The sequence below is a fragment of the Campylobacter sp. MIT 99-7217 genome, from assembly GCF_006864365.1.
Taxonomy (GTDB): Bacteria; Campylobacterota; Campylobacteria; order Campylobacterales; family Campylobacteraceae; genus Campylobacter_D.
The window spans coordinates 1-20,417 of the sequence record NZ_QHLJ01000011.1 but is presented as its reverse complement, the minus strand read 5'-3'; the positions used below and the strand labels follow the sequence as shown (position 1 = coordinate 20,417).

Here is a 20,417-nt window from a genome sequence, read left to right as displayed (position 1 = left end):
ATGAAAAGAATTCAAACAGATATTGATAAGTTGCAAGCTTTAAAAGAGCTTGAAAATCCAATTACTTTTTTTGGTTCAGCAAGGCTTAAGCAAGATAATTTTTACTATTCTTGTGCAAAAATGCTTGCATACAAATGTGTAAATGCCGGTTTTAGTGTGATCAGTGGAGGTGGTGGCGGTATTATGCAAGCTGCAAATGAAGGCGCTTTAAAAGCAAAAGAAGAGTTAAATTTAAAGGGCGTGAAATCAATAGGCTTTAATATTCACTTACCCTTTGAACAAAAATCTAATGATTTTATCGAATATAGCATAGTCTTTGAAAGCTTGGCTGTCCGTAAAATGGCACTTATTGAAAAAAGCCTTGCCTTTGTGATTTTTCCCGGAGGCTTTGGAACACTTGATGAACTTTTAGAAGTACTTACTTTAAAGCAAATTGGATTTAGAAAAAGTGTGCCTATTTTTTTATTTGGTAAGGACTTTTGGCAAGGACTTGATGATTTTATTAAAACTTCCTTGCTTGATCTTGAAGTTATCTCTAAGGGTGATGAGAAGCATTATTGCATTAGTGATGATCTTGATTTTATTACTCAAAGCCTAAAAGAGCAGCTTTTATAGGGTGTGTTTTTTGATTTAAGATTTTTTGACTCTTTTATCAAAAAGTTAATGAATTTATGAGTTATAATACCTTTTCAAAAAGCCTTTGTAGTTTGGCAAGGTGCTTGTGTTATAAGAATTTTGTATTTAATTCTTAAAAAAGCTTAAAGGAAGAGCTATGAAAATTTTAGTTGCAATGAGTGGCGGTGTTGATAGCACGATCACTGCTTATACTTTACTCAAACAAGGTCATGAGGTTGAGGGTTGTTATATGAAGCTACATAAAAAGCCCGGCTATCATGAAGCTAATATAGAAAAGGTCCAAAGAGCTGCTCAGTTTCTAGGCATAAAGTATCATATTTTAGATCTGCAAGATGATTTTGAAAAAAGTGTTTATATGCCCTTTGTTGATACTTATAAAGAGGGAAAAACGCCAAATCCTTGTGCGTGGTGTAACCGCTTTATCAAATTTGGAAAGCTTTTAGAATTTGCTAAAAGTTTGGGTTGCGGGAAGCTTGCGACTGGTCATTATGTTCGAAATGAAGGTGGTTTTTTAAGAACGGCTTTTGATGAGACAAAGGATCAAAGTTATTTTTTGGCTAATGTTGATAAAGAGGCTTTGAAATATTTGATTTTTCCTTTGGGGGAGAAGAAAAAAGAAGAGGTTAAGGCTTTAGCTTCGAGCATAGATGAGCTTAAAAGTTTTGCCACTCAAAAAGAAAGTGCTGAAATTTGTTTTGTTGAGGATACCTACATAGGCGTTCTTAATAAATTTATGAATACTAATATCCCCGGCAAGGTTCTTGATACTCAGGGCAATATCGTAGGAAAACATGATGGTTACATGCATTATACCATAGGAAAAAGGCGAGGTTTTGAGGTAAAGGGTGCTCATGAACCTCATTTTGTTTTAAAAATCGATCCTCAAAAAAATCAAATTGTCGTTGGTAAAAAAGACGAACTACAAATCAAAGAATTTAGCCTTGATAAAATCAATCTTTTTGTTGAAGATCTTGTAGAAAATTTAGACTGCGAGGTAAAAATTCGTTATAGAAGTAAATCCACACCTTGCAGGGTCGAACTTTTATCAAATGGTGGAGCAAGGATTATCCTTAAAGAGCCTGTTTTTGGACTTGCTAGCGGACAAATGGCTGTGTTTTATGATGAAGATAAGGTTTTAGCTAGTGGATTTATCGGTTAGTCTGTGCTAATTTAAAGGCTTATAAAAAGCCTTTAAATTATTTGAAATTTTTTGCCTTTGTGCAAGCTTGCTTATCGCCTAGTTTGCAAGCTTTTTGGTAAAGATTTTTTGCTTCTTTTCTTTCATTTGGCAATCTTTGCCAAGCATAGTAAAAATCTGCTAAATTTACGCAAGCCTTTGCTTCTTTTTCATCGCATGCCCTTGTATAAAGTTTTTTAGCAAGTTCATAATCTTGCTTGATTCCGCCTTCTCCTTTATAATAAAGATTTGCTAAGTTGTTGCAAGCTACGGCATAGTTTGAAACGCAAGCTTTACCATAAGCTTCTTGTGCCATTTTAAGATCCTTAGTAACGCCTTGTCCATTTTCATACAAAAGACCAAGATGGTTGCAAGCTTCAGCGTTAGAGGCTTCGCAAGCTTTTGAGAAGTATTCTTTTGCTTTTGTTAGATCTTTTTTGATTCCTTTTTGTCCCTTATAGTACGATAAACCTACTATATAGCAACTTGTATGATAGCCGTATTCGCAAGCTTTAGTATAAAACTCATCTGCAAGCTTTTGATTTTTTTGTATATCTTGTCCTACTTCATATGAAAGAGCTAAATTTCTACATGAAAAACCATCTTTGTTTTCGCAAGCCTTTTGCCAAAGTTCAAATGCTTTTTTACTATCTTTTTCAACACCTTGCCCATTGATATAAGAAACGCCCAAAAGTCCGCAAGCTCTAGCTTCATTAGCCTCGCAAGCACTTTGCCAAAGAGTGTTTGCCTTATTAACATTTTCTTCTAAATTTCCATTTTCAAGCTCAACAAGCTTTAAACCAAGCTCAGTGCAAGCTAGGGTATTTTTATTTTTTTCACAAAGTGTGATAAGGCTTTTAACATCAAGCTCTGATATAGGAGTATCAGCTAGTTTTTCAGTCTTTGAAGCACAAGATATAAATACTAAGGCTAATAAGCTTGTAAGAATTATTCGTATCATTTTTTCTCCTCGTCATCTTTGTAGTTTATGTGAAAAACAAAATCAGCTTCTGTATTTGCATTGCTCATACCTTCAGGATCAAGAGCGATGACAGCAACCTTTTTATTTGTCTTATCTAAGTCTTTGATATGTAAAGTAATGCCTACATCTTTGCTTGCATGAAACATTCCACAAATTAAAATAACAGGCTCTTTAGATTTTAAAAGCACTTCAGCCATAGAGCGATCTTTTCTCATTTGCATTTCTACAAAGGTATTTGAAGCTTCTTCTGACATAGAATGAAAGCTATTGATAAGATCTTTAAGCTTGGTTTTTACTTCTAAAGAGGTTGAAAGCTCGCCTTTTAAGGGCTTTAGCTTTTTTCCGCTATAAATGAGATCAAGTTCTTTTTCATTTAAATTTGCAGCAAGAAGTTTATTGTCTGAGTAAAATACATAAGAAACGACATTTTGATAATCTTCCCAATACCAATCTTCTTGCCAGTGTAAGGCTTTAGCTAAATCTTTTGCTTCTATTTTGTCTTTATTTGTCTTTGCCTTATCTATAAATTTTTGTCTATCTGTGTTAAACATTTCAAAGGCAACACTGCGTTTTCCATAAGTTTCTAGACTTTTAACAAGAGCAAGTTCTGCAAGATGATGATCAACATTGTCATGAAATTCTCCAATAATGACAATATCATAATCTTTTAATTTTTCTATAAGCTCATTATAGCTAATGTCTTTAGCTTCAAGATTGTCTTTAATGCTAAAACTTGTTTGATTTTCTAGCTTATCAAGAACCTTTTCTTGCTTTGTAGAACAACCCCAAAAAACAAGCATAGATACAAGTAAAATAAGGTATTTTTTCATAAGATATCTCCCCAAAGTGTATTGCAAATTTTTATTAAATATTATCATTTTTAAAATAAATAAGAACTGAAATGAATGAGAAATATACCTTTACTTTACTTTGAGAATTTTAATTTAAATAAAAGCTGATAGCTAAAGATTTTTAACCTTTTTAGATAAATAAAAAAATGATATTTGATATAATTTAGTATTAAATTTTAAAAATATGGTGTATTTGATCCAAATACACCATTAATTTTTTAAAGTCCCTTAAAAAGCTCTATGGCATCAAGTCTTTCCCAAGGATAATCCTTTTGTCCCACCTGACCTCTGGCTGCTACATCAGCATATAAAAAATGCCCAGCCCTTGGCTTATCTAGCTCAAATTTATTCTTTATCCAATTTGGAGTAAGAGCAAAGCTTTTAATCACAAAATCGCTTAAAAAATTATCATCAAGCCTAGTATTTGTCCCCATACAATCAACACTTACTGAGGTTGGTTCAGCCACTCCTATAGCATAACTTAGCTGCACCACGCATTTTTTAGCAAGTCCTGCTGCTACTATATTTTTAGCAAGCCATCTTGCTGCATAAAGCCCACTTCTATCAACCTTAGTATAATCCTTGCTTGACTGAGCGCCACCTCCAATAGGAGAATATCCTCCAAAGCTATCAACAATGAGCTTACGCCCTGTAAGACCACTATCGTGTAAGGAGCTGTGATTTACATATTTTCCAGTGGGATTGATTAAAATTCTAGTTTTGTTAGGATCAAAAAGTTCTTTTGGTAAATTTGTTTCTAAGATGAGCTTGTTTATCAAGGCTCTAAGCTTATCTATAGCCATATTTTCAACACAAGGAGCTGAAATAACTATGGTATGTATGCTTTTTGGCTTACAATTTTCAAAATTTTCCTTGCTCTCATAATCAATAGTAACCTGGGTTTTAATATCCACCCCAAGCTCATTTGGATGAGCCTTAGCATACTCATAGACCTTATCACAAAGCATTCTGGCATAAGAAATGGCTGCTGGCATAAACTCAGCTGCCTCATTACTTGCAAAACCAAACATAATGCCCTGATCCCCAGCTCCTATTTCTCCGCTTTTTTGATCAACTCCTTGATTAATATCAGGGCTTTGCTCTCTTAAAAAAACCAAAACTTCTAAATCATCAGGATGAAGGCACTGTTCTTTGGTAAAGCTTGATTTGCCATCATAACCTATCTTTGCAAGGCTTTGCTTGACTATGTTTTCATAATCAGCCTTGCTTAGCTTGTGTTTTGATTTGACCTCGCCTCCAATTACAACCTTGTTTCCTGCAACGAAAACCTCACTTGCAACTCTTGAATCCTTATCAGCAATCAAGAGCGTATCCACAATGGTATCGGCAATGATGTCCGCACATTTGTCAGGATGTCCAGCACTCACCACCTCGGAAGTAAATAAATACATAAGTATCCTTTAAAAAAATTTAGAAAATCAAGATACAAAATCTCAAATTTTCATAAAACGCATTTTACTTGAAGTTGATTAAATGAAAATTAATCTTTAGGAAGTAAATATTTATTAAGTTTATCTTTGTTAGAATTTAAAAATGAAGCAAGGTAGAATAAATGAAACATCTCATCACGACAAAAGACTTTAGCAAAGAAGAAATTTTAGCACTTTTTAAAGACGCTAAAGAGTTTTTAGATGAAAAGCCAAGAGAACTTCTCAAGGGCAAGAGTATCACGACGATTTTTTTTGAAAACTCAACACGCACGCTTTCGTCTTTTGAAACGGCGGCAAAAAGGCTTAATGCAAAGGTTTTGAGGCTTGATGTCTCGCGTTCAAGCTCAAGTAAGGGCGAAACACTTTTTGATACAGCTGCAAATTTAGACGCAATGAATCCTAGTGCTATAGTCGTAAGACATCAGCACTCAGGCGTGCCTTTGAGCCTAGCAAAGCATGTGCATTGTCCTGTTTTAAACGGAGGCGATGGTAAGCATGCCCACCCAACCCAAGCTTTACTTGATCTTTTTACGATTTATGAACATTTTAAGGGCGATGTAAGGGGCAAAAAAGTTATCATCGTAGGCGATATAAAAAATTCTAGAGTAGCAAATTCAAATATAGAGCTTTTAACGCGTTTTGGACTTGAAATCATCTTAGTTGCACCACCTCATTTTATGCCAAAAACTTCTTTGAAGCAGTTTTATAAGCTTGATAAAAATTTAATCAAGCAAAGCGATGTTATAATGAGCCTTAGAACTCAAACTGAAAGACATCAAAAGCAAATTTATGGCTCTTTGAAAGACTATGCGAATGATTTTTGTATCACGAAAGATTTGATTGAGGATCAAAAGCTTATTATCTTGCACCCAGGACCAGTTCATAGAAATGTAGATATAAGTGATGAGGTCTTAGCTGATGAAAGATCTCTTGTTTTAAAACAAGTAAAACATGGTGTAGCTATAAGAATGGCGGCTTTAAAAAAAGTCATTTTAGAACAATAAAAAAGGAAAATTATGCACAAAAATGAATGGAATTTAAAGGATTTATTTGAAGACGAAAAGGCTTTAAAGCTTTGCCTTGAAAAAAGTATAGAGCAGTCTTTAAAATTTAGGCGTGATTATGAGGGAAAACTTGGGCTTTTGGATAGTTCTAAATTTACTAAAGCCTTAAAAACTTATGAGCAAATTTTACAAAATATATCTAAAATCATGTCTTATGTGTATTTGCATTTTGCAGGCGATACAAGCAAGGGCGGTTTTTTGGCAAAATATGAAAATGAATGTAAGAAAGCCGAAGAGAATTTGATCTTTTTTGAGCTTGAATTTTGCGAGCTTGATGAAGAAAAAAGTGCTGAGTTTATCAAAAATTTAAGCGAATATGCCTTTTATCTTTCAAATTTACTTAAAAATAAAAAACACAATCTCACCCAAAAAGAAGAACGCATTATGCTTTATCTTTCAAACACGGGTGCAAATGCCTTTTCAAGGCTTTTTGATGAGAATATGAGTCGCTTGAGAGTGAGCTTTGAGGGCAAAAGCTTGAGCGAAGAAGAAATGCTAAGCAAGCTTTATAATGAAGATAGAAAGATCAGAAAAAAGGCTGCAAAGAAATTTAGCAAGGCTTTGAAAGCAAATTTAGACTTAAATACTTATGTTTTTAATATGATAAAAAGCGAAAGAAAAATAGTTTGTGAGCTAAGAGGCTATGAAAATGCTGAAGAATCCAGACACATAAGCAATCAAATCACTCAAAAAAGCGTTGATGCTCTCATCAAAACAACTGAAAAACATTTTGATCTTGTGAGTCTTTTTTATAAAAAGAAAAAGCAAATTTTAGGTTTTAAAAACTTGAAAGATTATGATCGTTACGCACCTATCGGTAAAGAAATAAGCGTAAAATATGAACAAAGCAAAGAGCTTGTTTTAAAGGCATTTAATGCCTTTTCTCCTGAGTTTGCAAATATCGCAAAAAAAGCCTTTGATGAAAGGTGGATCGATGTTTATCCTAGGGAAAATAAAAGAGGAGGAGCTTTTTCTCACAGCACCACCCCTGATGCTCACCCTTATATCATGCTTAATTTTACCGGAAGACATAGGGATTTATTTACCCTAGCACATGAGCTTGGTCATACCATTCATCAAAAATTAAGTTATAGTGTAAATTTTTTAAGTCAAGATACGCCTTTAACGACAGCTGAAACAGCTTCAGTTTTTGCTGAAATGCTTGTGTTTGACTTTGTTAAAGATAGGCTTAGTAAAGAAGAACTTGTAGGAGTTTATGCCTCTAAAATCGAAGATGTTTTTGCTACTCTTTATAGGCAGATTAATTTTACAACCTTTGAAAGACGCATTCATGAGCATAAAGAAGAGCTAAAAAGTGAGCAAATCAATGAAATTTGGCTAGAAGAGTCTAAAAAAATGTTTGGCGAAAGTGTTATTTTGACACAAAATTATGAGCTTTGGTGGTCTTATATCCCACATTTCATACATTCGCCATTTTATTGCTATGCTTATGCTTATGCACAACTTCTTGTATTAGCACTTTATGGGCTTTATAAAAGCAAGGCTTGTGAAAATTTTACAAGTTTATATATTGATTTACTTAAAAGTGGGGGAAGCAAGTCTCCAAAGGAACTGATTTCAAGCTTTGGTTTTGATATAGAAGATGAAAATTTTTGGGAGCTTGGGATTAAAGAGGTTGAAAAGCTCATCAATGAATTTATGGAATTAAAAATATGAGCGAAAGAATTTTAAGCAATGATTCCTTTGTAAAACTTATGATAAAGCATTGTCATGAGGTCATAGCAAGCTTAGTGGCACAAAATGTAGAATTTGGCATAGTTGTAAATACTCATTTTGTAAGCTTTGAGCCAAAACTACCAGAAAATTTAAACACAAAAGAACCCTATGCTTTGTATATTTTAGCAGGTTATACCTTTGAATCCATAAATCTTGAAAAAGAAAAAATTACCTTTCATGCGGGCTTTGGACCTGATGATTTTGCTACCTTTGTAAGTGTTGATTTGGGAGCTATTAATCAAATTCAAGTGGGAAGAGAGGTGATTTTTGTTAATTTTGCTCTTTATAAAAGAAAGCAAGAAAAACAAGATTTGATCGAAAAATCAAAAAATATGTTCTTAAATAGCCTCAAAGATGAATACAAAAAATGAAACTCTTAGAAGGCTTAAATCCCAGCCAAATCGAAGCAGTTAAGCATATCGATGGTGCTATGCTCATCTTAGCAGGTGCTGGCTCAGGAAAAACTAAAACCATAACAACAAGGCTTGCTTACTTGATCGATGAAGTGGGTATTGATGCAAGCTCAACCCTTACTTTAACCTTTACAAACAAAGCTGCACAAGTCATGAAAACAAGGGCTTTAAGCCTTATTAAAAATCAAGTTCAAGCCTCGCCCTTGCTTTGCACCTTTCATAAATTTGGGCTTTTGTTTTTAAGAATGTATATAGAAAAATTAGAAAGAAAAAATAACTTCATTGTCATTGACACAGACGATCAAAAAAAGATCATCAAAGAGTTTTTAGGCACAAATTCAAAACTAAGCTCAAGTAGCGTTTTAAACGCCATTTCAAATTTCAAAAATGATTCAAAAAACCTAAAAGAAGTCTTTGAAGAGCTTGAGCTTATCAAAACCATGTCAAATCAAGCCCAAAGGATAGAAAAATTTGAGCAAATCGCTAAGGCTTATCAATTTTATCAAGAAATGCTTTTGAGGCATAATTTTGTGGATTTTGATGATTTGCTACTTTTAAGCAACGAAATTTTAGAAAAGGACGAGGCTTTTAAAAAGGAGCAAAGTAAATTTTATCATTATATCACTGTTGATGAGTATCAAGATACAAATGCCTTGCAATATAGGCTCATTCAAAATCTTTGTAGCGCTCATCAAAATATCTGCGTTGTGGGCGATGATGATCAAAGTATTTATGCTTGGCGAGGTGCTAGGATAGAAAATATCTTAAATTTTCAAAGCGAATTTGATCATGTTAAGCTTGTAAAACTTGAGCAAAATTACCGCTCAAGCAAGGCTATCTTAAACGCAGCAAACGCACTTATAGCTAACAATCAAAAAAGACTTGGAAAAAAACTTCTTTGTACCAGAGAAGCAGGCGATGAGGTGCAAATTTATAGAAATTTAGACGAAAAAAGCGAGAGTTTGCAAATTGCTAAAGCGATCAAAAAGCTTTTGCAAAAAGGCGTAGAAGCAAATGAAATAGCCATACTTTACAGGGTCAATGCTCTTTCAAGAAGCCTTGAAGAAGCCTTGATGAAAGAAAAAATCGCTTTTAAAATTCTTAGTGGAATGAGATTTTATGAAAGGGCTGAGATTAAGGATATCATTGCTTATCTTAGGTTTTTTGTCAATACCAACGATGATTTTTCATTTAAACGCATTATAAACCGCCCAAAAAGAGGCTTTGGACAAAGTAGCTTAAGCAAGCTTGAAGAACATGCAAAAAAAAATCAAATTTCTTTATTTGAAGCCTTGTGTAATGTGCAAGGGAGTGGATTTTTTAGTAAAAAACTTGATGAGGAATTAGGGCTTTTTATAGAAAATGTTAAGGCTGTTTTGGAGGCTCAAAGCCTTGATAAAGTCTTTGATGTGCTTGAGAGTAAATTTAAGCTTAAGGAATTTTATCAAAGCCTTGATAATGGTGAGGATAGAGTGCGAAATGTCGATGAGTTTTATGCTGAGAAAAAAGAGGGCATAAAAGAAGGGCTTTATGAGAGCTTGGAGGATATTTTAAATGAAATTTCTCTTTTAAGCGATCAAGATGAAGCCTTTGGGGATAGTGTTTTTTTGATGAGCATACACGCAAGTAAGGGACTTGAGTTTGATCATGTTTTTATCGTGGGGCTTGAGGAGAATTTCTTTCCTTTAACAAGCGAAGAAAGCGATATAGAAGAAGAAAGAAGACTTGCTTATGTAGCCATAACAAGAGCAAAAAAATCCTTGGTTTTGAGTGCTGTAAATTCAAGATTTTACAGAGGCTCTAGAAATTATTTGCATGAGAGTAGATTTTTAAACGAGGCTGTTTTGAAACAAGATTTTGCTCAAAAAGAAAGCTTAAATTTAGACTTTAAAAAGGGCGATTTGATCAAGCATAAAATTTTTGGCATAGGACGGGTGATTGATGTTAGCAAAAGCGGGGCTGATTTTAGGCTTGTGATAAATTTTGGTGGTATTGAAAGAACCATACTTTCAAGCTTTGTGGAAAAAGTTGTATGAATAGGCTTTTTGTGGGCTTTAAACCCGCTCAAATGAGTTCTAACGCCTTTTTGGCAAGCTTAAAGAAAAAATACAAGATCAAAAAGGCTGGATACTCAGGCACTTTAGATCCCTTTGCAAAGGGCGTTTTAATCATCGCTTTTGATCAATACACCAAACTTTTTCGTTTTCTCAAAAAAACCCCAAAAGTCTATAAAGCCACGCTTTGGCTGGGGGTTAAATCCTTAAGCCTTGATGATAGAAATATCACAGAGATCAAAACCCTACCCGCTTTTAAGCTAGAGCGTTTAGAAGAGCTTAAAAATGAGCTTTTGGGCGAACTTGAGTTTTTTCCACCTCAATTTAGTGCTAAAAGAATAGAGGGAAAAAGAGCGTATGAATTTGCCAAAAGGGGCGAAATAGCACCGCTAAAACCTTGCAAAATGCAAATTTATTCAAGTGAAATTTTACATTACACACACCCTTTTTTGAATTTGCGTTTGAGTGTAAGCGAGGGTGCTTATATAAGATCGTATTGTGAAATTTTTGCCAAAAAGCTTGGCATTAACGCTACTTTGAGTAGTTTAGAAAGGCTTAGCGAGGGAAAATTTGTTTATAATCAAGAAAAAAGTTTAAATGTGTTAGAATACCTAAATGTAAAAGAAAATTTTTTAGATGATGTTAGTAAGCTTGAAAATGGAACTAAGATTGCTCTTGAGGAGTTGGCATTTCAAGAAGATGGCGAGTATTTTATACAAACAAAAAATAATTTTGCTCTCATCAGCGTAAAAGATAAGCTTGTGAAATATATTTTAAATAAGGTTGAAAAATGTTAGTTTTAACAAGAAAAGATGGCGAAAGCATACAAATAGGAGAAGATGTTGAGATTAAGATCATTTCAAGTACAAAGGGCGTAAGCAAGGTTGCTATCAAAGCTCCTAAATCCTTGATGATCTTAAGAAAAGAATTGCTCAATCAAATCAAAGATGAAAATTTACATTCCATAGCAAGCAAAAGCGTTAAGCTTGATGATTTGAGTAAGAAAATTAAGAAATAAATATGAAAGCTTATGCAAAGGCAAATATCTTTTTAAAAATCGTTGGCATTGATAAAAGAGGCTATCATCTTTTAAATTCTCGTTTTATTTTACTTGAAAATTTTTATGATGAGCTTAGCTTGACTTATGAAAAAACTCAAGATGGTTTTGAGATTATCAGTGATTTTGAATGCGAGGATAATATCATAAAAAAAGCCTATCATTTACTTTGTAAAGAGGGCTTTGAAAGAGAGCTTGAGGAGTGTTTTAAGCATTTAAGTTTAAAACTTGTAAAAAATATCCCCACCTTTGCAGGACTTGGTGGAGGCAGTTCTGATGCTGCTTGTTTTCTAAAAATGATGAATGAAGAATTAAATTTAAAAATTTCAAATTCCAAACTTATGCAACTTGGGCTTTGTTTGGGTGCTGATGTGCCATTTTTTTTAAGTGGCTTTTTTAGTGCAAATGTAAGTGGGATAGGCGAGCTTGTAAAAGAGCATGAAGATGTGATACCAAGGCTTGATTTTTCTTTTCCAAATGTCAAATGTTCCACTAAGGCTGTTTATGATGAGTTTGATAGGGGCGAGTTTGATTTTTATGAGAATTTAAATTTAGCAAAAAATATGCAAAAACAAAGCTCTAAAAAGATCCTAGAAGAGGGACAAAATGCAATCTTAAACGATCTTTTTGCTCCTTGTGTTAAAATCTATGCTGATATGAAAGAATTTTTAGATCAGGGGTATTTTTTAAGTGGTAGCGGAAGTAGCGTTTTTAAGGTGGCACAATGAAAATCATCGCAAGAAATAAAAAAGCACTTTTTGATTTTAGCATACTTGAAAAATTTGAAGCTGGCATAGTGCTTAAGGGAAGTGAGGTTGTTGCTTTAAGGCAAGGTAGGGCAAATTTAAAGGATAGTTTTGTGCGTATCATAAAAGGCGAACTTTTTTTATTAAATGCTCATATTTCGTATCTAAATACCACAAATTCGCATTTCCGCCACGAAGAAAGAGGAGCAAGAAAGCTTTTAATGCATCGCAAGCAAATTGATAAACTTCTAGGAAAAGTGAGCATAGAAGGCTTTACGCTTGTGGTTTTAGAGCTTTATTTTAACCACAAAAACAAAGCAAAAGCCACCCTAGCTCTTGCAAAGGGTAAAAATTTACACGATAAACGCGAAAGCCTAAAGAAAAAGCAAGCAAACTTAGAAGCAAGGGCTGCGATGAAAAACTATAAGGCTTAAATGCAAGAATTTTCTTATAATCCTTGGCATGGCTGTATCAAAAAAAGTGAGGGTTGTTTAAACTGCTTTATCTATACCATAGATAAACTTCATAACAAAGATACAAGAAGCTTATATAAAACACAAAATTTTTCACTCCCACTTGCTAAAAAGCGTGATAAAAGCTATAAAATCCCCTCAAATTCTTTGATTTATACTTGTTTTAGTAGTGATTTTTTACTTAAAGAAGCTGATGAGCTAAGAGCTAGTGTTTGGCAGATGATGAGGATACGAAAGGATTGTGATTTTATTTTCTTCACAAAGCGTATAGAAAGATTGCAAGAATGCTTGCCAAAGGACTGGGGTGAGGGCTATGATAATGTGATCATAGGTTGTAGTGTGGAAAATCAAAAAAGAGCTGATGAGAGGCTTGATTTGTTTTTAAATTTAGCCATAAAACGCCGTTATATCATAGCTACGCCACTATAACCCCGCTTTTCAAATCAAAGTCATTTGACGCTTAAAATCAAAGTGGCTACTTTTTCACTTTGATTTGAAACACGAAATTTTAATTTATTTTAAGCTAAAAAATATCAAATTTTTCCTCTTTAATTTAAATTTTACTAGGTTTAAATCATTTAACTTATAAGCTCAGTTATGCCTATATCCCTTAACTTTTATCTTTGATTTTTAAAAATCTTGTTCATTATCCTCGCATATAGCTTTATTAATTTTAAGGCTTAAAATTCATTATTAAAAGCTCTTTGCTCATCTTGCCTTTATTTTTATTATTCAGTGTGTATCTTAGCTCTAGTTCCTTGATAAAAAAGCCCTTGTAAAGTTCTCTTATAAGCTCATTATCATTGTAAGAAAGCATAAATTTACCCCTCACACCCTTTAAAAGCTCAGCTAAAAGCTCATGCTCCCCAAAGACTGAAGTGTTTTGGTAATACTTTTCAGTATTCACATAGGGTGGATCAAGGTAAAAAAGTGTGTTCTCATCATCATAGTTTTTAAGTATATATTCAAAGCTCTTGTTTTCGATAAAAACACCTTTAAGCCTCTTTGAAAAGGGTTTAAAATCCTTGTAAATCGCACTTGCTCGCACCTTTGTATGTGAAAAATGTAACCCCTTGCTTGCAAAAGAAAAAGCGATTAAATAATAATAAAACGCTGCCTTTTCAATGTCATTTCTAGGGCTTAATTGCTTATTTTTAATCCACTCAAAAAGCTTGCGAGAAATGAGCAAGTTTTGCAAAGCATTCATTAAGCTTAAGGGCTTTGTTTGTATGACTTTATGAAGATTTATAAGCTCATCATTGATATCATTGATAATTTCTTGCTTGCTTTTACTCTTTTGATAAAGCACGCTCAAAGCCCCACCAAAAACCTCGACATAACGCTCATGTGCTGGCATTAAAGCAATGATTTGACGCGCTAAAAAAGACTTGCCACCCACCCATGCAAAAGGAGCTTTTAGCTTTGTTAAACTAGGCTTTAAAAGCTTTTTAGAGGGCTTTGGAAAACTAGGGCTTAAATCTGCTTTTTCAAAGAGGCTTTTTTCATCCCCCCCCCCCCCCAGAAAATATCCTTTGAACTTAAATTTGTCATTTTTTCTCCTTTCATTTTGTTTATCCCTCAAAATTCACACTTATCGTATAGCCACTCAAAGAAAAATCATGTCTTACATCTTTAATACTAAAAATAGCCTTTTCATCGATACCGCTTATTTCTAGGCTTGCTCCTGCTTTGATATTTTTGCCTATCATGCTAAAGCTTCCTTCATATGAACCTTTGTTTAAAGCATTAAGCTTGGCATTTGCTAAATTTAAAGCCTCACTTTCATTTTTTACCCCAGCTATTTTTAGCTCATAAACACAGCCCTTATCATTTCCACTTAGCACGCTTTTAATTAGGCCTTGTTCTATATCTTGATAAGAAAGCTTTACACCTGAATAATCATTGCGGTTTTTAACACTGATATTTAAATCACTAAGCTCGCTTATATCTAAGCTGTATTTAATGCCTCCAACTTGGCTAGTTCCACCTTTTATGCCATCTTGTGCGGCTTGTTTTTGCTCTATGATGATAAGGGTTTGTTCTTTTATGCAGGCTAAAAAGCCATATTTTGCACAAAGAGTGTAGATAAATTCAATATCGCTTATGTTGTTTTGAAGCTCATGTTTTATATAAGCCTTGCTTGCAGTATTTGTTTTGGCTAATAAGTTATTTTCTTTGGCTATTTTTAAGGCAATATCGCCAAGATTAGTATCAGCCCAAGTTCTTGACTTTTTGTTTTTGATATTGCTTGCAAAATTAATCGCAGTAGCTTTGATATCCGTTGTTTTAGAGCTGTAATTTTTGCTGAAGCTATTAAGGCTAAAAGTGCCACACTTATAAAGCGAGCCCTCAAAGCCTAAGTAAAGCTCTAATTTATCGCCAAAATTAGCCCTTTTAAAAAGCCCATTTAAACTAAGGCTAATCTCATCGCTTTCATCCTTTGCTTTATCATCGAAACTAAGGCTGATTAAGTTAGCGTTGATTTTATTAGTAATATCCTTACCCTGAGCCAAAAGTTTAAAAGCTGGTTTTTTTACCATAGAGCTTCCTGTTCTTTTTCTTTTAGCTTAAATTTTGGTAAAATTATCCTATCTCCAGCCTTTAAAATAGGCTCTAAATTTGGATTTAGCTCTAAAACTTGCTCAAAATTTTCCAAGCTTTTATAATGCTTATAAACAACGCTATCAAGTCTTTCATTATCCTTAGCTATATAAAGCTCACTCATTAAAAATCCCTTTGTAAATTTAGCTCAAAGCTTTGTGTTAAAAAGCCACTGCCCTCTAAAAAAGCACTTTGTTTTTCACTGATACTTAAAATCACAAATTTTCCAAAATAAAGCCCACTAGCACTGCACATTGCATAGCTTTGATTTTTGCTTGCCATTTGCCTTAAAGTATCCAAATAAGTGTTTTTATCCTTTTTCAGTGGCAAGGTTTTGCCACTTATTTTAATGCTTTCATTTTCTTTAGAAATGCTAATGAGTGCATTGTGATTATTAATGCGAGCAACACTTGTGATACCATATTCATAGCTTTTTTCAAGCTCATCTACATTTAAAGCTTCAAATTTAAACTCACCTAAGCAAAATATCATCTTACCCCCAAATCGTAGTTTGTGCTTTTTTATCTGCGTTTTGATTTAAAGCCATCAACACGCTTTTTTCAACCTCTTTTGCAAAAGCCCCCAAATCAAAGACCCCATTATTTGAGCTTATGTTAAAAGTGCCATTAACGCTTACATTAACGCTGGTGCTTGTTTTTGTTTCTACGCTTTGTTTGTTTGTAAGAGAGTTTTTTACTTCGCTTTGCTTTATTTTTTCATCACTTCGAACTTCTTTTTCATCATCTGAAAAGCCAAAAAAAGAAGCCACGCTTTTGGCTATATCTTTGATCTTGGAAAAAGCATTGCTAAGCCATTCAAATTTAGAAGAAAACCAAGAAAAAAGCCCCTCCCACAAAGAGCTGAAAAAATCCCCAATGCCCTGCCAAATCCCTTTGAAAAAATCCCCAAACGCACTAAAAATAGAGCCAATTTTTTCTATAAAACCTATAAAAAAAGCTTTAACCTTATCCCAGTTCATGATAACAAGTGCTGCAATAGCAACAATAGCCATTAAAATAAGTCCTATGGGATTAGTTAAAAAGGCGATTTTTAGGATATTAAAAGCCACACTTACAGCCTTAATCATAAAGGCAAATTGTGCCATGGCAAAGCGTGCGGCTAAAAAGCCTACTTTTAGGGCTGTAAGAGCTACGCTAGCTCCTGTTAAAACTACAACCAAAGCTCCTACCACCTTGCTTAAATTTGGAAAAGTATCGATGATTTGCCTTACAAAATTAATCAAAGAAGAGATGCTATTCATTACAAGCGTTAAAGCAGGAGCTAAAGCTTCTCCTATGCTCGCACTTAGATTTGCCATACTAGCACTAAGCTTTGCAAAGCTTGCATTTGTAGAATTTCCTATTTTTTGAAATTCATTATTTAAAGCACCTATTTTTGTATTTTTTAAAGAATTTAAGGCATCTTCATACTTGTTTGTATTATCAACTAAATTTTGCATCATGCCTGCTGCACCTGTGCCAAAAACTGAGTTTAAAAAATCAGTCATTTCTTCTTTAGGCAGGGTTTTGATTTGATTTAAAAGCACATTAACCGCACCGCTTGCATCTTGTTTAAAATAAGCACTTAATTGTTCTGTGCTAAGACCTAAGCTTAAAAATTTAGCTTTCATATCATCGCTTGCATTATTTAAATTGCTCATAACGCCTGTAAATGCCTTAAAAGTTGAAATAGCTTCGCCCTCATCTTTAGTCGCACTAGCTAAAGCAGCACTTAAAGCAGCTGTGCCCTCAGCACTCATACCGATAAGCTTTGCATCGCCTCCTACCTCATTCATTATCTTAGCGACACTTCCTGCACTTACATTGCTTGCTTTAGCCACAGCTATAATCTTATCTCCAAGATTTTGCATATCTTTGGTGTTTAGTTTATAAATGTTAGAAAGCTTGCTCATAAAATTAATGCTTTCTTCATTGTTTAGCTTGAAAACTTGGCTATATTTAGCACCAAGCTCGCTAAATTTTAGAAGTTGGCTCTCGCTTTTTATCCCAAGTCTTGCTCCTGCTTCGCCAAATTTAGCAAGCTCATTAACATTCATTCCTATATCAGAGCTTAGCTTTAAAAAGTTCTTTCGTAAAATGCTTAAGCTTTCATTGTTTGTGTTTAAAAAGGCATTGATATTGTTCATATCATCTTCAAGATTAGCACTGATTTTTACAGGCACACTGATAGCTAAAGAACTTGCACCTTTAGCCATAAGCTCGCCTTTTAAAGCACCAAATTCTTGGCCTATTGCTTTGATTTTTGCTTTTGATTTTTCAAGATTTTCAATGCTTTTATTTAAGGATTTAACACTTTTTGTGCTTTGGTCTAAATTAGCACTAAATCTTTTTAAAGCCTCAGTATTTTTAGCAAATTCTTTAAAACCTTGAAATGCCAAAGATATACCAAAACTAAGTCCTAAATCTTGCATATTTTTCCTTTTTATTGTAAAATCTATCTATGAAAAAAATAGACCATGATTTACACGCTAAAATATTCTTTTTAAAAAACTTTAAAATCGTTTTTAAAGCCTTTTTAACACTCGGTATTTTTGCCAGTTTTTTGTTTTCTTTTTTAAGTGATGATTATTTAGCAGTTTTTGTTAATATCACTTCATTTTTTGTGCTTTTTTCTTTGATTCTTTATATCGTAACCTTTATCTATTGTTTTTTTAAGCTTAAGAACTCTTAGCAATTTTTAAACTAATTTCCAAAAATTCAAGATAATCTTTTATATCTAAACTCATGATTTCATTATAAGAAAAATGTAAATAATGGGCTATCAATGCGATAGCTTCATTATTTAGCGCTGCTACTGGGAGTTTGATACTCGTTTAATTCATTGCTTAAAAGCGTGATATCTTCTAAGCTTAACTTATCTAACTCCTCTAAACTCATATTAGTGCATTCGCCGATGATATAAAAAGCTCTTGAGCCTTCACCTTTTTGCATATCCATAGAACGACGGAGCATTCCAGCTGTTGGGGGATTAAATTTAATTTCCTGCCCATTTGATAATTTAATTATTTTTGACATATGCCCTCCTTATAAACTTAAATTTGCTTTTACTTCTGCCATTTTATCCACGCCATTAAATTCTAAAATGAGATTTTTCACATCAGCTAAAAATAGCCTTTTGCCATCCATTGTGATTTTTATAAAATGCACATCAATTTTTATTTCACTTGTAAATTCTCCTCCTGCTACGATAGAAGGTGGAGTCATTGAGGTAAATTCTCCGTTTATTTCCACCACAAAGGGCACTTCTTTGCCTGAGCCACTTTGATGAATGCTTGCTTTAAAGATAAGGGGGATCTTTGCTTTAGAAAAAGTATTTGCACCAAAAGCTTGAAAAGCTTGCTCTCCCATTTCGCTGATTTTAAAACTAGTTTGCATTGCTTTAAAAACGCCTGTGCCGTAATTTGCACTTAAAGCTCCTTTACTTTCTAAAACTTCTTGCTCTATAACAGGCAAGGTAATGTCCCTTGCTACTCCAGCATAGCCATATCCGTCTATGAAACAATTTGCTTGTTCGATGACTTGAGGTATTTTATTAAACATTTTTACTCCTTAAATTTATTCGCCACTAATGGTGTTTAAAAGCTCATCCGCCCAATCATCAGTGTAAGCAAACTCAAGCGTGATAAGCTTAACGATAGGATTATTCATCATTTTAATATCTAGATAAAATTTTCCAGCACTTACATTAGCTGCGGTATTAAGCTCTTCATTCCATGATACTTCATAGCCCACAAGCACCTTAGCACCCTTTAAAGCCCTTAAAAGCTCTTCTACACTAAGCTTTACAAAATAAAGCTCGCTCGCCTTTTTATCCACAGCCTTAAAGCTTGCCTTTTGTGCTGCTATGCTTATCCTATCAAAGATCCTTACTCTTGCAAGATCTTGCCAAATGCTATCTTGATCTGAGGTTTCCCCACCCCAGCTTCTAAAGCCCTCATATAAAATCACCGTGCTTATATGAGCCTTTCTTAATGTATTTGCATCGCATTGCTCGCCAAGCTCAAAGTCTATGATGTATTCAACCCCTGTAACGCCTTGCAAAACTCGGTTAGAATAAGAATTGCTAAAGCCATATTCTTCACTTGCATCAGTTGCTGCTATCATCGCTGCGATGATAGGACTTTGTGGGACATATTTATATCCTGTGCTTGAATAAATTTGCACAAAAGGCCAGCAAGCAATAAGACGCTTTGAGCTATAAGCTTTCATGGCATTTAAAGCCTCGCCTGTGCTTGTGGCGTAAAGGTCTGTAATGGCTGTGATTTTAAGCTTGCTTGCCACGCTTTCTAAGGCAGCCTTAATGGGCGCTTCGTGCGAATAATAAGGTGCGATGATAAGATCAGGCTTAAAGCCTGTTCTATGCACAGCATTTTTAAAAGCATTGATAGCATTAATGCAAGCATTTATATCATCATCAGCCTCTTCAATGAAAAAGCTTAAAACAATCACACAATTAACCCCCTGAGCCTCGATACAAGTCAAGCTATCATAAAGTCTAAAATCGCTTAAGTTTTGCTCCTTGATCAAATCCGCCACAAAAGCCTTAGCCTTTTCCACCTTTGTAAAAGCAAAAATAGGGTTTTCCTCTATCTCGCTAAAACCAGCCTTTTCATAAATAGCCTTTTTTGAAAGATTTTTTATACTTGCTGCTATGCCTATTGGCGTATCACTTTGCACGCTGATAGGGCTTGCGGCTTCATTTGTGATATTTACATTCACTCCAAAATCTGCTGCCATTTTTACTCCTTATTTTGATTTAGTGCTTTTTGTTTTTGCACTTGCTGTGCTTTGCTCGCTTGGCAAAGTTTCATTTTGCACCTCATTTGATGAGTCTTCTTGCTCTTTTGTCTGCTCTTTGTTTAAAGCCTTTTCAAGCTCGCTTAATCTTAAATCAAGCCTTGAAATTTCAAGCCTGATTAAGTCCTTGATCTCATCTTCATTTAAAAGCTTTTTAGCCTCTTCTTTAGGGGCTTGGCTTTTGTTTTGTGCGCTACTTGGAATGTAGCTTAAAGCATAATCACTCATAATTTCTCCTTTAAATTAAAATTTAACATTTTCACGCCTTATCCTCTACCTTTTTTATATTTTTCGCATTGATGATAACATTGCCTTTATTATCAAGCCCAAAACTTTCTGTTGGCAAAAGTGAAGCACT

The 20,417-nt window shown here is 34.1% G+C and carries 23 protein-coding genes; 11 read left to right on the top strand and 12 right to left on the bottom strand.

What is annotated here, in order from left to right:
- Positions 1-615, top strand: a complete 615-nt coding sequence (locus DMB92_RS08230) for a TIGR00730 family Rossman fold protein (protein ID WP_142682582.1) — start codon at positions 1-3, stop codon at positions 613-615.
- A gap of 157 nt (positions 616-772) precedes the next feature.
- Entirely contained in the window at positions 773-1,795 is a 1,023-nt protein-coding gene (gene mnmA, locus DMB92_RS08225; protein ID WP_142682581.1) for a tRNA 2-thiouridine(34) synthase MnmA, read from the top strand.
- Positions 1,796-1,832: 37 nt separating this feature from the next.
- Here the strand turns inward: mnmA and DMB92_RS08220 are convergent, their stop codons facing one another.
- The 3 genes from DMB92_RS08220 to metK all read right to left on the bottom strand — a co-directional run bounded on the left by DMB92_RS08220 (position 1,833) and on the right by metK (position 5,058).
- A complete protein-coding gene (locus DMB92_RS08220) occupies positions 1,833-2,774 on the bottom strand; it encodes a tetratricopeptide repeat protein (protein ID WP_142682580.1) in 942 nt (313 codons plus the stop codon).
- Complete coding sequence (locus tag DMB92_RS08215) at positions 2,771-3,625, bottom strand: ChaN family lipoprotein (RefSeq protein ID WP_185900183.1); 855 nt, start codon at positions 3,623-3,625, stop codon at positions 2,771-2,773. The genes DMB92_RS08220 and DMB92_RS08215 overlap by 4 nt, the downstream gene beginning before the upstream one ends.
- A gap of 239 nt (positions 3,626-3,864) precedes the next feature.
- Positions 3,865-5,058, bottom strand: coding sequence for a methionine adenosyltransferase (gene metK, locus DMB92_RS08210; RefSeq protein WP_142682578.1), 1,194 nt, complete (start codon positions 5,056-5,058; stop codon positions 3,865-3,867).
- Positions 5,059-5,219: 161 nt separating this feature from the next.
- On the opposite strand from metK, the gene DMB92_RS08205 reads away from it, so the two are divergent.
- Genes DMB92_RS08205 through DMB92_RS08165 form a run of 9 tightly spaced genes read left to right on the top strand, consistent with a single transcriptional unit; the run spans position 5,220 to position 13,070 of the window.
- Positions 5,220-6,101, top strand: coding sequence for an aspartate carbamoyltransferase catalytic subunit (locus tag DMB92_RS08205; RefSeq protein ID WP_142682577.1), 882 nt, complete (start codon positions 5,220-5,222; stop codon positions 6,099-6,101).
- Positions 6,102-6,113: 12 nt separating this feature from the next.
- A complete protein-coding gene (locus DMB92_RS08200) occupies positions 6,114-7,838 on the top strand; it encodes a M3 family oligoendopeptidase (RefSeq protein ID WP_142682576.1) in 1,725 nt (574 codons plus the stop codon).
- Positions 7,835-8,269 (top strand): hypothetical protein, encoded by a 435-nt coding sequence (locus DMB92_RS08195; RefSeq protein ID WP_142682575.1) that lies wholly within the window; start codon positions 7,835-7,837, stop codon positions 8,267-8,269. Before DMB92_RS08200 ends, DMB92_RS08195 begins: the two co-directional genes overlap by 4 nt.
- Entirely contained in the window at positions 8,266-10,347 is a 2,082-nt protein-coding gene (locus DMB92_RS08190) for an ATP-dependent helicase (protein ID WP_142682574.1), read from the top strand. Before DMB92_RS08195 ends, DMB92_RS08190 begins: the two co-directional genes overlap by 4 nt.
- Positions 10,344-11,162, top strand: a complete 819-nt coding sequence (truB, locus tag DMB92_RS08185; protein WP_142682573.1) for a tRNA pseudouridine(55) synthase TruB — start codon at positions 10,344-10,346, stop codon at positions 11,160-11,162. The genes DMB92_RS08190 and truB overlap by 4 nt, the downstream gene beginning before the upstream one ends.
- Positions 11,156-11,383 carry a carbon storage regulator gene (locus DMB92_RS08180; protein ID WP_142682572.1) on the top strand — a complete coding sequence of 76 codons (228 nt, stop codon included), beginning with the start codon at positions 11,156-11,158 and terminating at the stop codon, positions 11,381-11,383. Before truB ends, DMB92_RS08180 begins: the two co-directional genes overlap by 7 nt.
- A gap of 2 nt (positions 11,384-11,385) precedes the next feature.
- A complete protein-coding gene (locus DMB92_RS08175; protein ID WP_142682571.1) occupies positions 11,386-12,150 on the top strand; it encodes a 4-(cytidine 5'-diphospho)-2-C-methyl-D-erythritol kinase in 765 nt (254 codons plus the stop codon).
- Entirely contained in the window at positions 12,147-12,602 is a 456-nt protein-coding gene (gene smpB / locus DMB92_RS08170; RefSeq protein ID WP_142682570.1) for an SsrA-binding protein SmpB, read from the top strand. Before DMB92_RS08175 ends, smpB begins: the two co-directional genes overlap by 4 nt.
- Entirely contained in the window at positions 12,603-13,070 is a 468-nt protein-coding gene (locus DMB92_RS08165) for a DUF5131 family protein (protein ID WP_142682569.1), read from the top strand.
- A 244-nt stretch (positions 13,071-13,314) separates the two neighbouring features.
- Here DMB92_RS08165 and DMB92_RS08160 read toward each other — a convergent pair whose 3' ends face one another.
- The 9 genes from DMB92_RS08160 to DMB92_RS08115 form a co-directional block, all read right to left on the bottom strand.
- On the bottom strand, positions 13,315-14,223 hold the full coding sequence (locus DMB92_RS08160) for a DNA adenine methylase (protein WP_260604788.1): 909 nt from the start codon (positions 14,221-14,223) through the stop codon (positions 13,315-13,317).
- Positions 14,213-15,181 (bottom strand): phage late control D family protein, encoded by a 969-nt coding sequence (locus DMB92_RS08155; protein WP_142682568.1) that lies wholly within the window; start codon positions 15,179-15,181, stop codon positions 14,213-14,215. The genes DMB92_RS08160 and DMB92_RS08155 overlap by 11 nt, the downstream gene beginning before the upstream one ends.
- Positions 15,175-15,366 carry a tail protein X gene (locus DMB92_RS08150; RefSeq protein WP_142682567.1) on the bottom strand — a complete coding sequence of 64 codons (192 nt, stop codon included), beginning with the start codon at positions 15,364-15,366 and terminating at the stop codon, positions 15,175-15,177. The genes DMB92_RS08155 and DMB92_RS08150 overlap by 7 nt, the downstream gene beginning before the upstream one ends.
- Positions 15,366-15,734, bottom strand: a complete 369-nt coding sequence (locus DMB92_RS08145) for a phage tail protein (protein ID WP_142682566.1) — start codon at positions 15,732-15,734, stop codon at positions 15,366-15,368. Before DMB92_RS08145 ends, DMB92_RS08150 begins: the two co-directional genes overlap by 1 nt.
- 1 nt (position 15,735) lies before the next feature.
- Complete coding sequence (locus tag DMB92_RS08140) at positions 15,736-17,673, bottom strand: phage tail tape measure protein (RefSeq protein ID WP_142682565.1); 1,938 nt, start codon at positions 17,671-17,673, stop codon at positions 15,736-15,738.
- Positions 17,674-18,040: 367 nt separating this feature from the next.
- A complete protein-coding gene (locus tag DMB92_RS08130) occupies positions 18,041-18,277 on the bottom strand; it encodes a phage tail assembly protein (RefSeq protein WP_142682563.1) in 237 nt (78 codons plus the stop codon).
- A 9-nt stretch (positions 18,278-18,286) separates the two neighbouring features.
- Entirely contained in the window at positions 18,287-18,802 is a 516-nt protein-coding gene (locus DMB92_RS08125; RefSeq protein ID WP_142682562.1) for a phage major tail tube protein, read from the bottom strand.
- 15 nt (positions 18,803-18,817) lie between these two features.
- Positions 18,818-19,999 (bottom strand): phage tail sheath family protein, encoded by a 1,182-nt coding sequence (locus DMB92_RS08120; protein WP_142682561.1) that lies wholly within the window; start codon positions 19,997-19,999, stop codon positions 18,818-18,820.
- Between the two features lie 9 nt (positions 20,000-20,008).
- Positions 20,009-20,287 (bottom strand): hypothetical protein, encoded by a 279-nt coding sequence (locus tag DMB92_RS08115; RefSeq protein WP_142682560.1) that lies wholly within the window; start codon positions 20,285-20,287, stop codon positions 20,009-20,011.
- Between the last annotated feature and the right edge of the window lie 130 nt (positions 20,288-20,417).

Excerpts from the sequence above, each read along its gene's own strand:
- DMB92_RS08205 (WP_142682577.1), top strand. The coding sequence starts at position 5,220 with ATGAAACATCTCATCACGACAAAAGACTTTAGCAAAGAAGAAATTTTA.
- DMB92_RS08140 (WP_142682565.1), bottom strand. The coding sequence starts at position 17,673 with ATGCAAGATTTAGGACTTAGTTTTGGTATATCTTTGGCATTTCAAGGT.
- metK (WP_142682578.1), bottom strand. The coding sequence starts at position 5,058 with ATGTATTTATTTACTTCCGAGGTGGTGAGTGCTGGACATCCTGACAAA.
- DMB92_RS08125 (WP_142682562.1), bottom strand. The coding sequence starts at position 18,802 with ATGTTTAATAAAATACCTCAAGTCATCGAACAAGCAAATTGTTTCATA.
- DMB92_RS08220 (WP_142682580.1), bottom strand. The coding sequence starts at position 2,774 with ATGATACGAATAATTCTTACAAGCTTATTAGCCTTAGTATTTATATCT.
- DMB92_RS08175 (WP_142682571.1), top strand. The coding sequence starts at position 11,386 with ATGAAAGCTTATGCAAAGGCAAATATCTTTTTAAAAATCGTTGGCATT.
- truB (WP_142682573.1), top strand. The coding sequence starts at position 10,344 with ATGAATAGGCTTTTTGTGGGCTTTAAACCCGCTCAAATGAGTTCTAAC.
- DMB92_RS08200 (WP_142682576.1), top strand. The coding sequence starts at position 6,114 with ATGCACAAAAATGAATGGAATTTAAAGGATTTATTTGAAGACGAAAAG.
- smpB (WP_142682570.1), top strand. The coding sequence starts at position 12,147 with ATGAAAATCATCGCAAGAAATAAAAAAGCACTTTTTGATTTTAGCATA.
- DMB92_RS08115 (WP_142682560.1), bottom strand. The coding sequence starts at position 20,287 with ATGAGTGATTATGCTTTAAGCTACATTCCAAGTAGCGCACAAAACAAA.
- DMB92_RS08180 (WP_142682572.1), top strand. The coding sequence starts at position 11,156 with ATGTTAGTTTTAACAAGAAAAGATGGCGAAAGCATACAAATAGGAGAA.
- DMB92_RS08190 (WP_142682574.1), top strand. The coding sequence starts at position 8,266 with ATGAAACTCTTAGAAGGCTTAAATCCCAGCCAAATCGAAGCAGTTAAG.
- DMB92_RS08150 (WP_142682567.1), bottom strand. The coding sequence starts at position 15,366 with ATGAGTGAGCTTTATATAGCTAAGGATAATGAAAGACTTGATAGCGTT.
- mnmA (WP_142682581.1), top strand. The coding sequence starts at position 773 with ATGAAAATTTTAGTTGCAATGAGTGGCGGTGTTGATAGCACGATCACT.
- DMB92_RS08165 (WP_142682569.1), top strand. The coding sequence starts at position 12,603 with ATGCAAGAATTTTCTTATAATCCTTGGCATGGCTGTATCAAAAAAAGT.
- DMB92_RS08215 (WP_185900183.1), bottom strand. The coding sequence starts at position 3,625 with ATGAAAAAATACCTTATTTTACTTGTATCTATGCTTGTTTTTTGGGGT.
- DMB92_RS08230 (WP_142682582.1), top strand. The coding sequence starts at position 1 with ATGAAAAGAATTCAAACAGATATTGATAAGTTGCAAGCTTTAAAAGAG.
- DMB92_RS08130 (WP_142682563.1), bottom strand. The coding sequence starts at position 18,277 with ATGTCAAAAATAATTAAATTATCAAATGGGCAGGAAATTAAATTTAAT.
- DMB92_RS08145 (WP_142682566.1), bottom strand. The coding sequence starts at position 15,734 with ATGATATTTTGCTTAGGTGAGTTTAAATTTGAAGCTTTAAATGTAGAT.
- DMB92_RS08155 (WP_142682568.1), bottom strand. The coding sequence starts at position 15,181 with ATGGTAAAAAAACCAGCTTTTAAACTTTTGGCTCAGGGTAAGGATATT.
- DMB92_RS08195 (WP_142682575.1), top strand. The coding sequence starts at position 7,835 with ATGAGCGAAAGAATTTTAAGCAATGATTCCTTTGTAAAACTTATGATA.
- DMB92_RS08120 (WP_142682561.1), bottom strand. The coding sequence starts at position 19,999 with ATGGCAGCAGATTTTGGAGTGAATGTAAATATCACAAATGAAGCCGCA.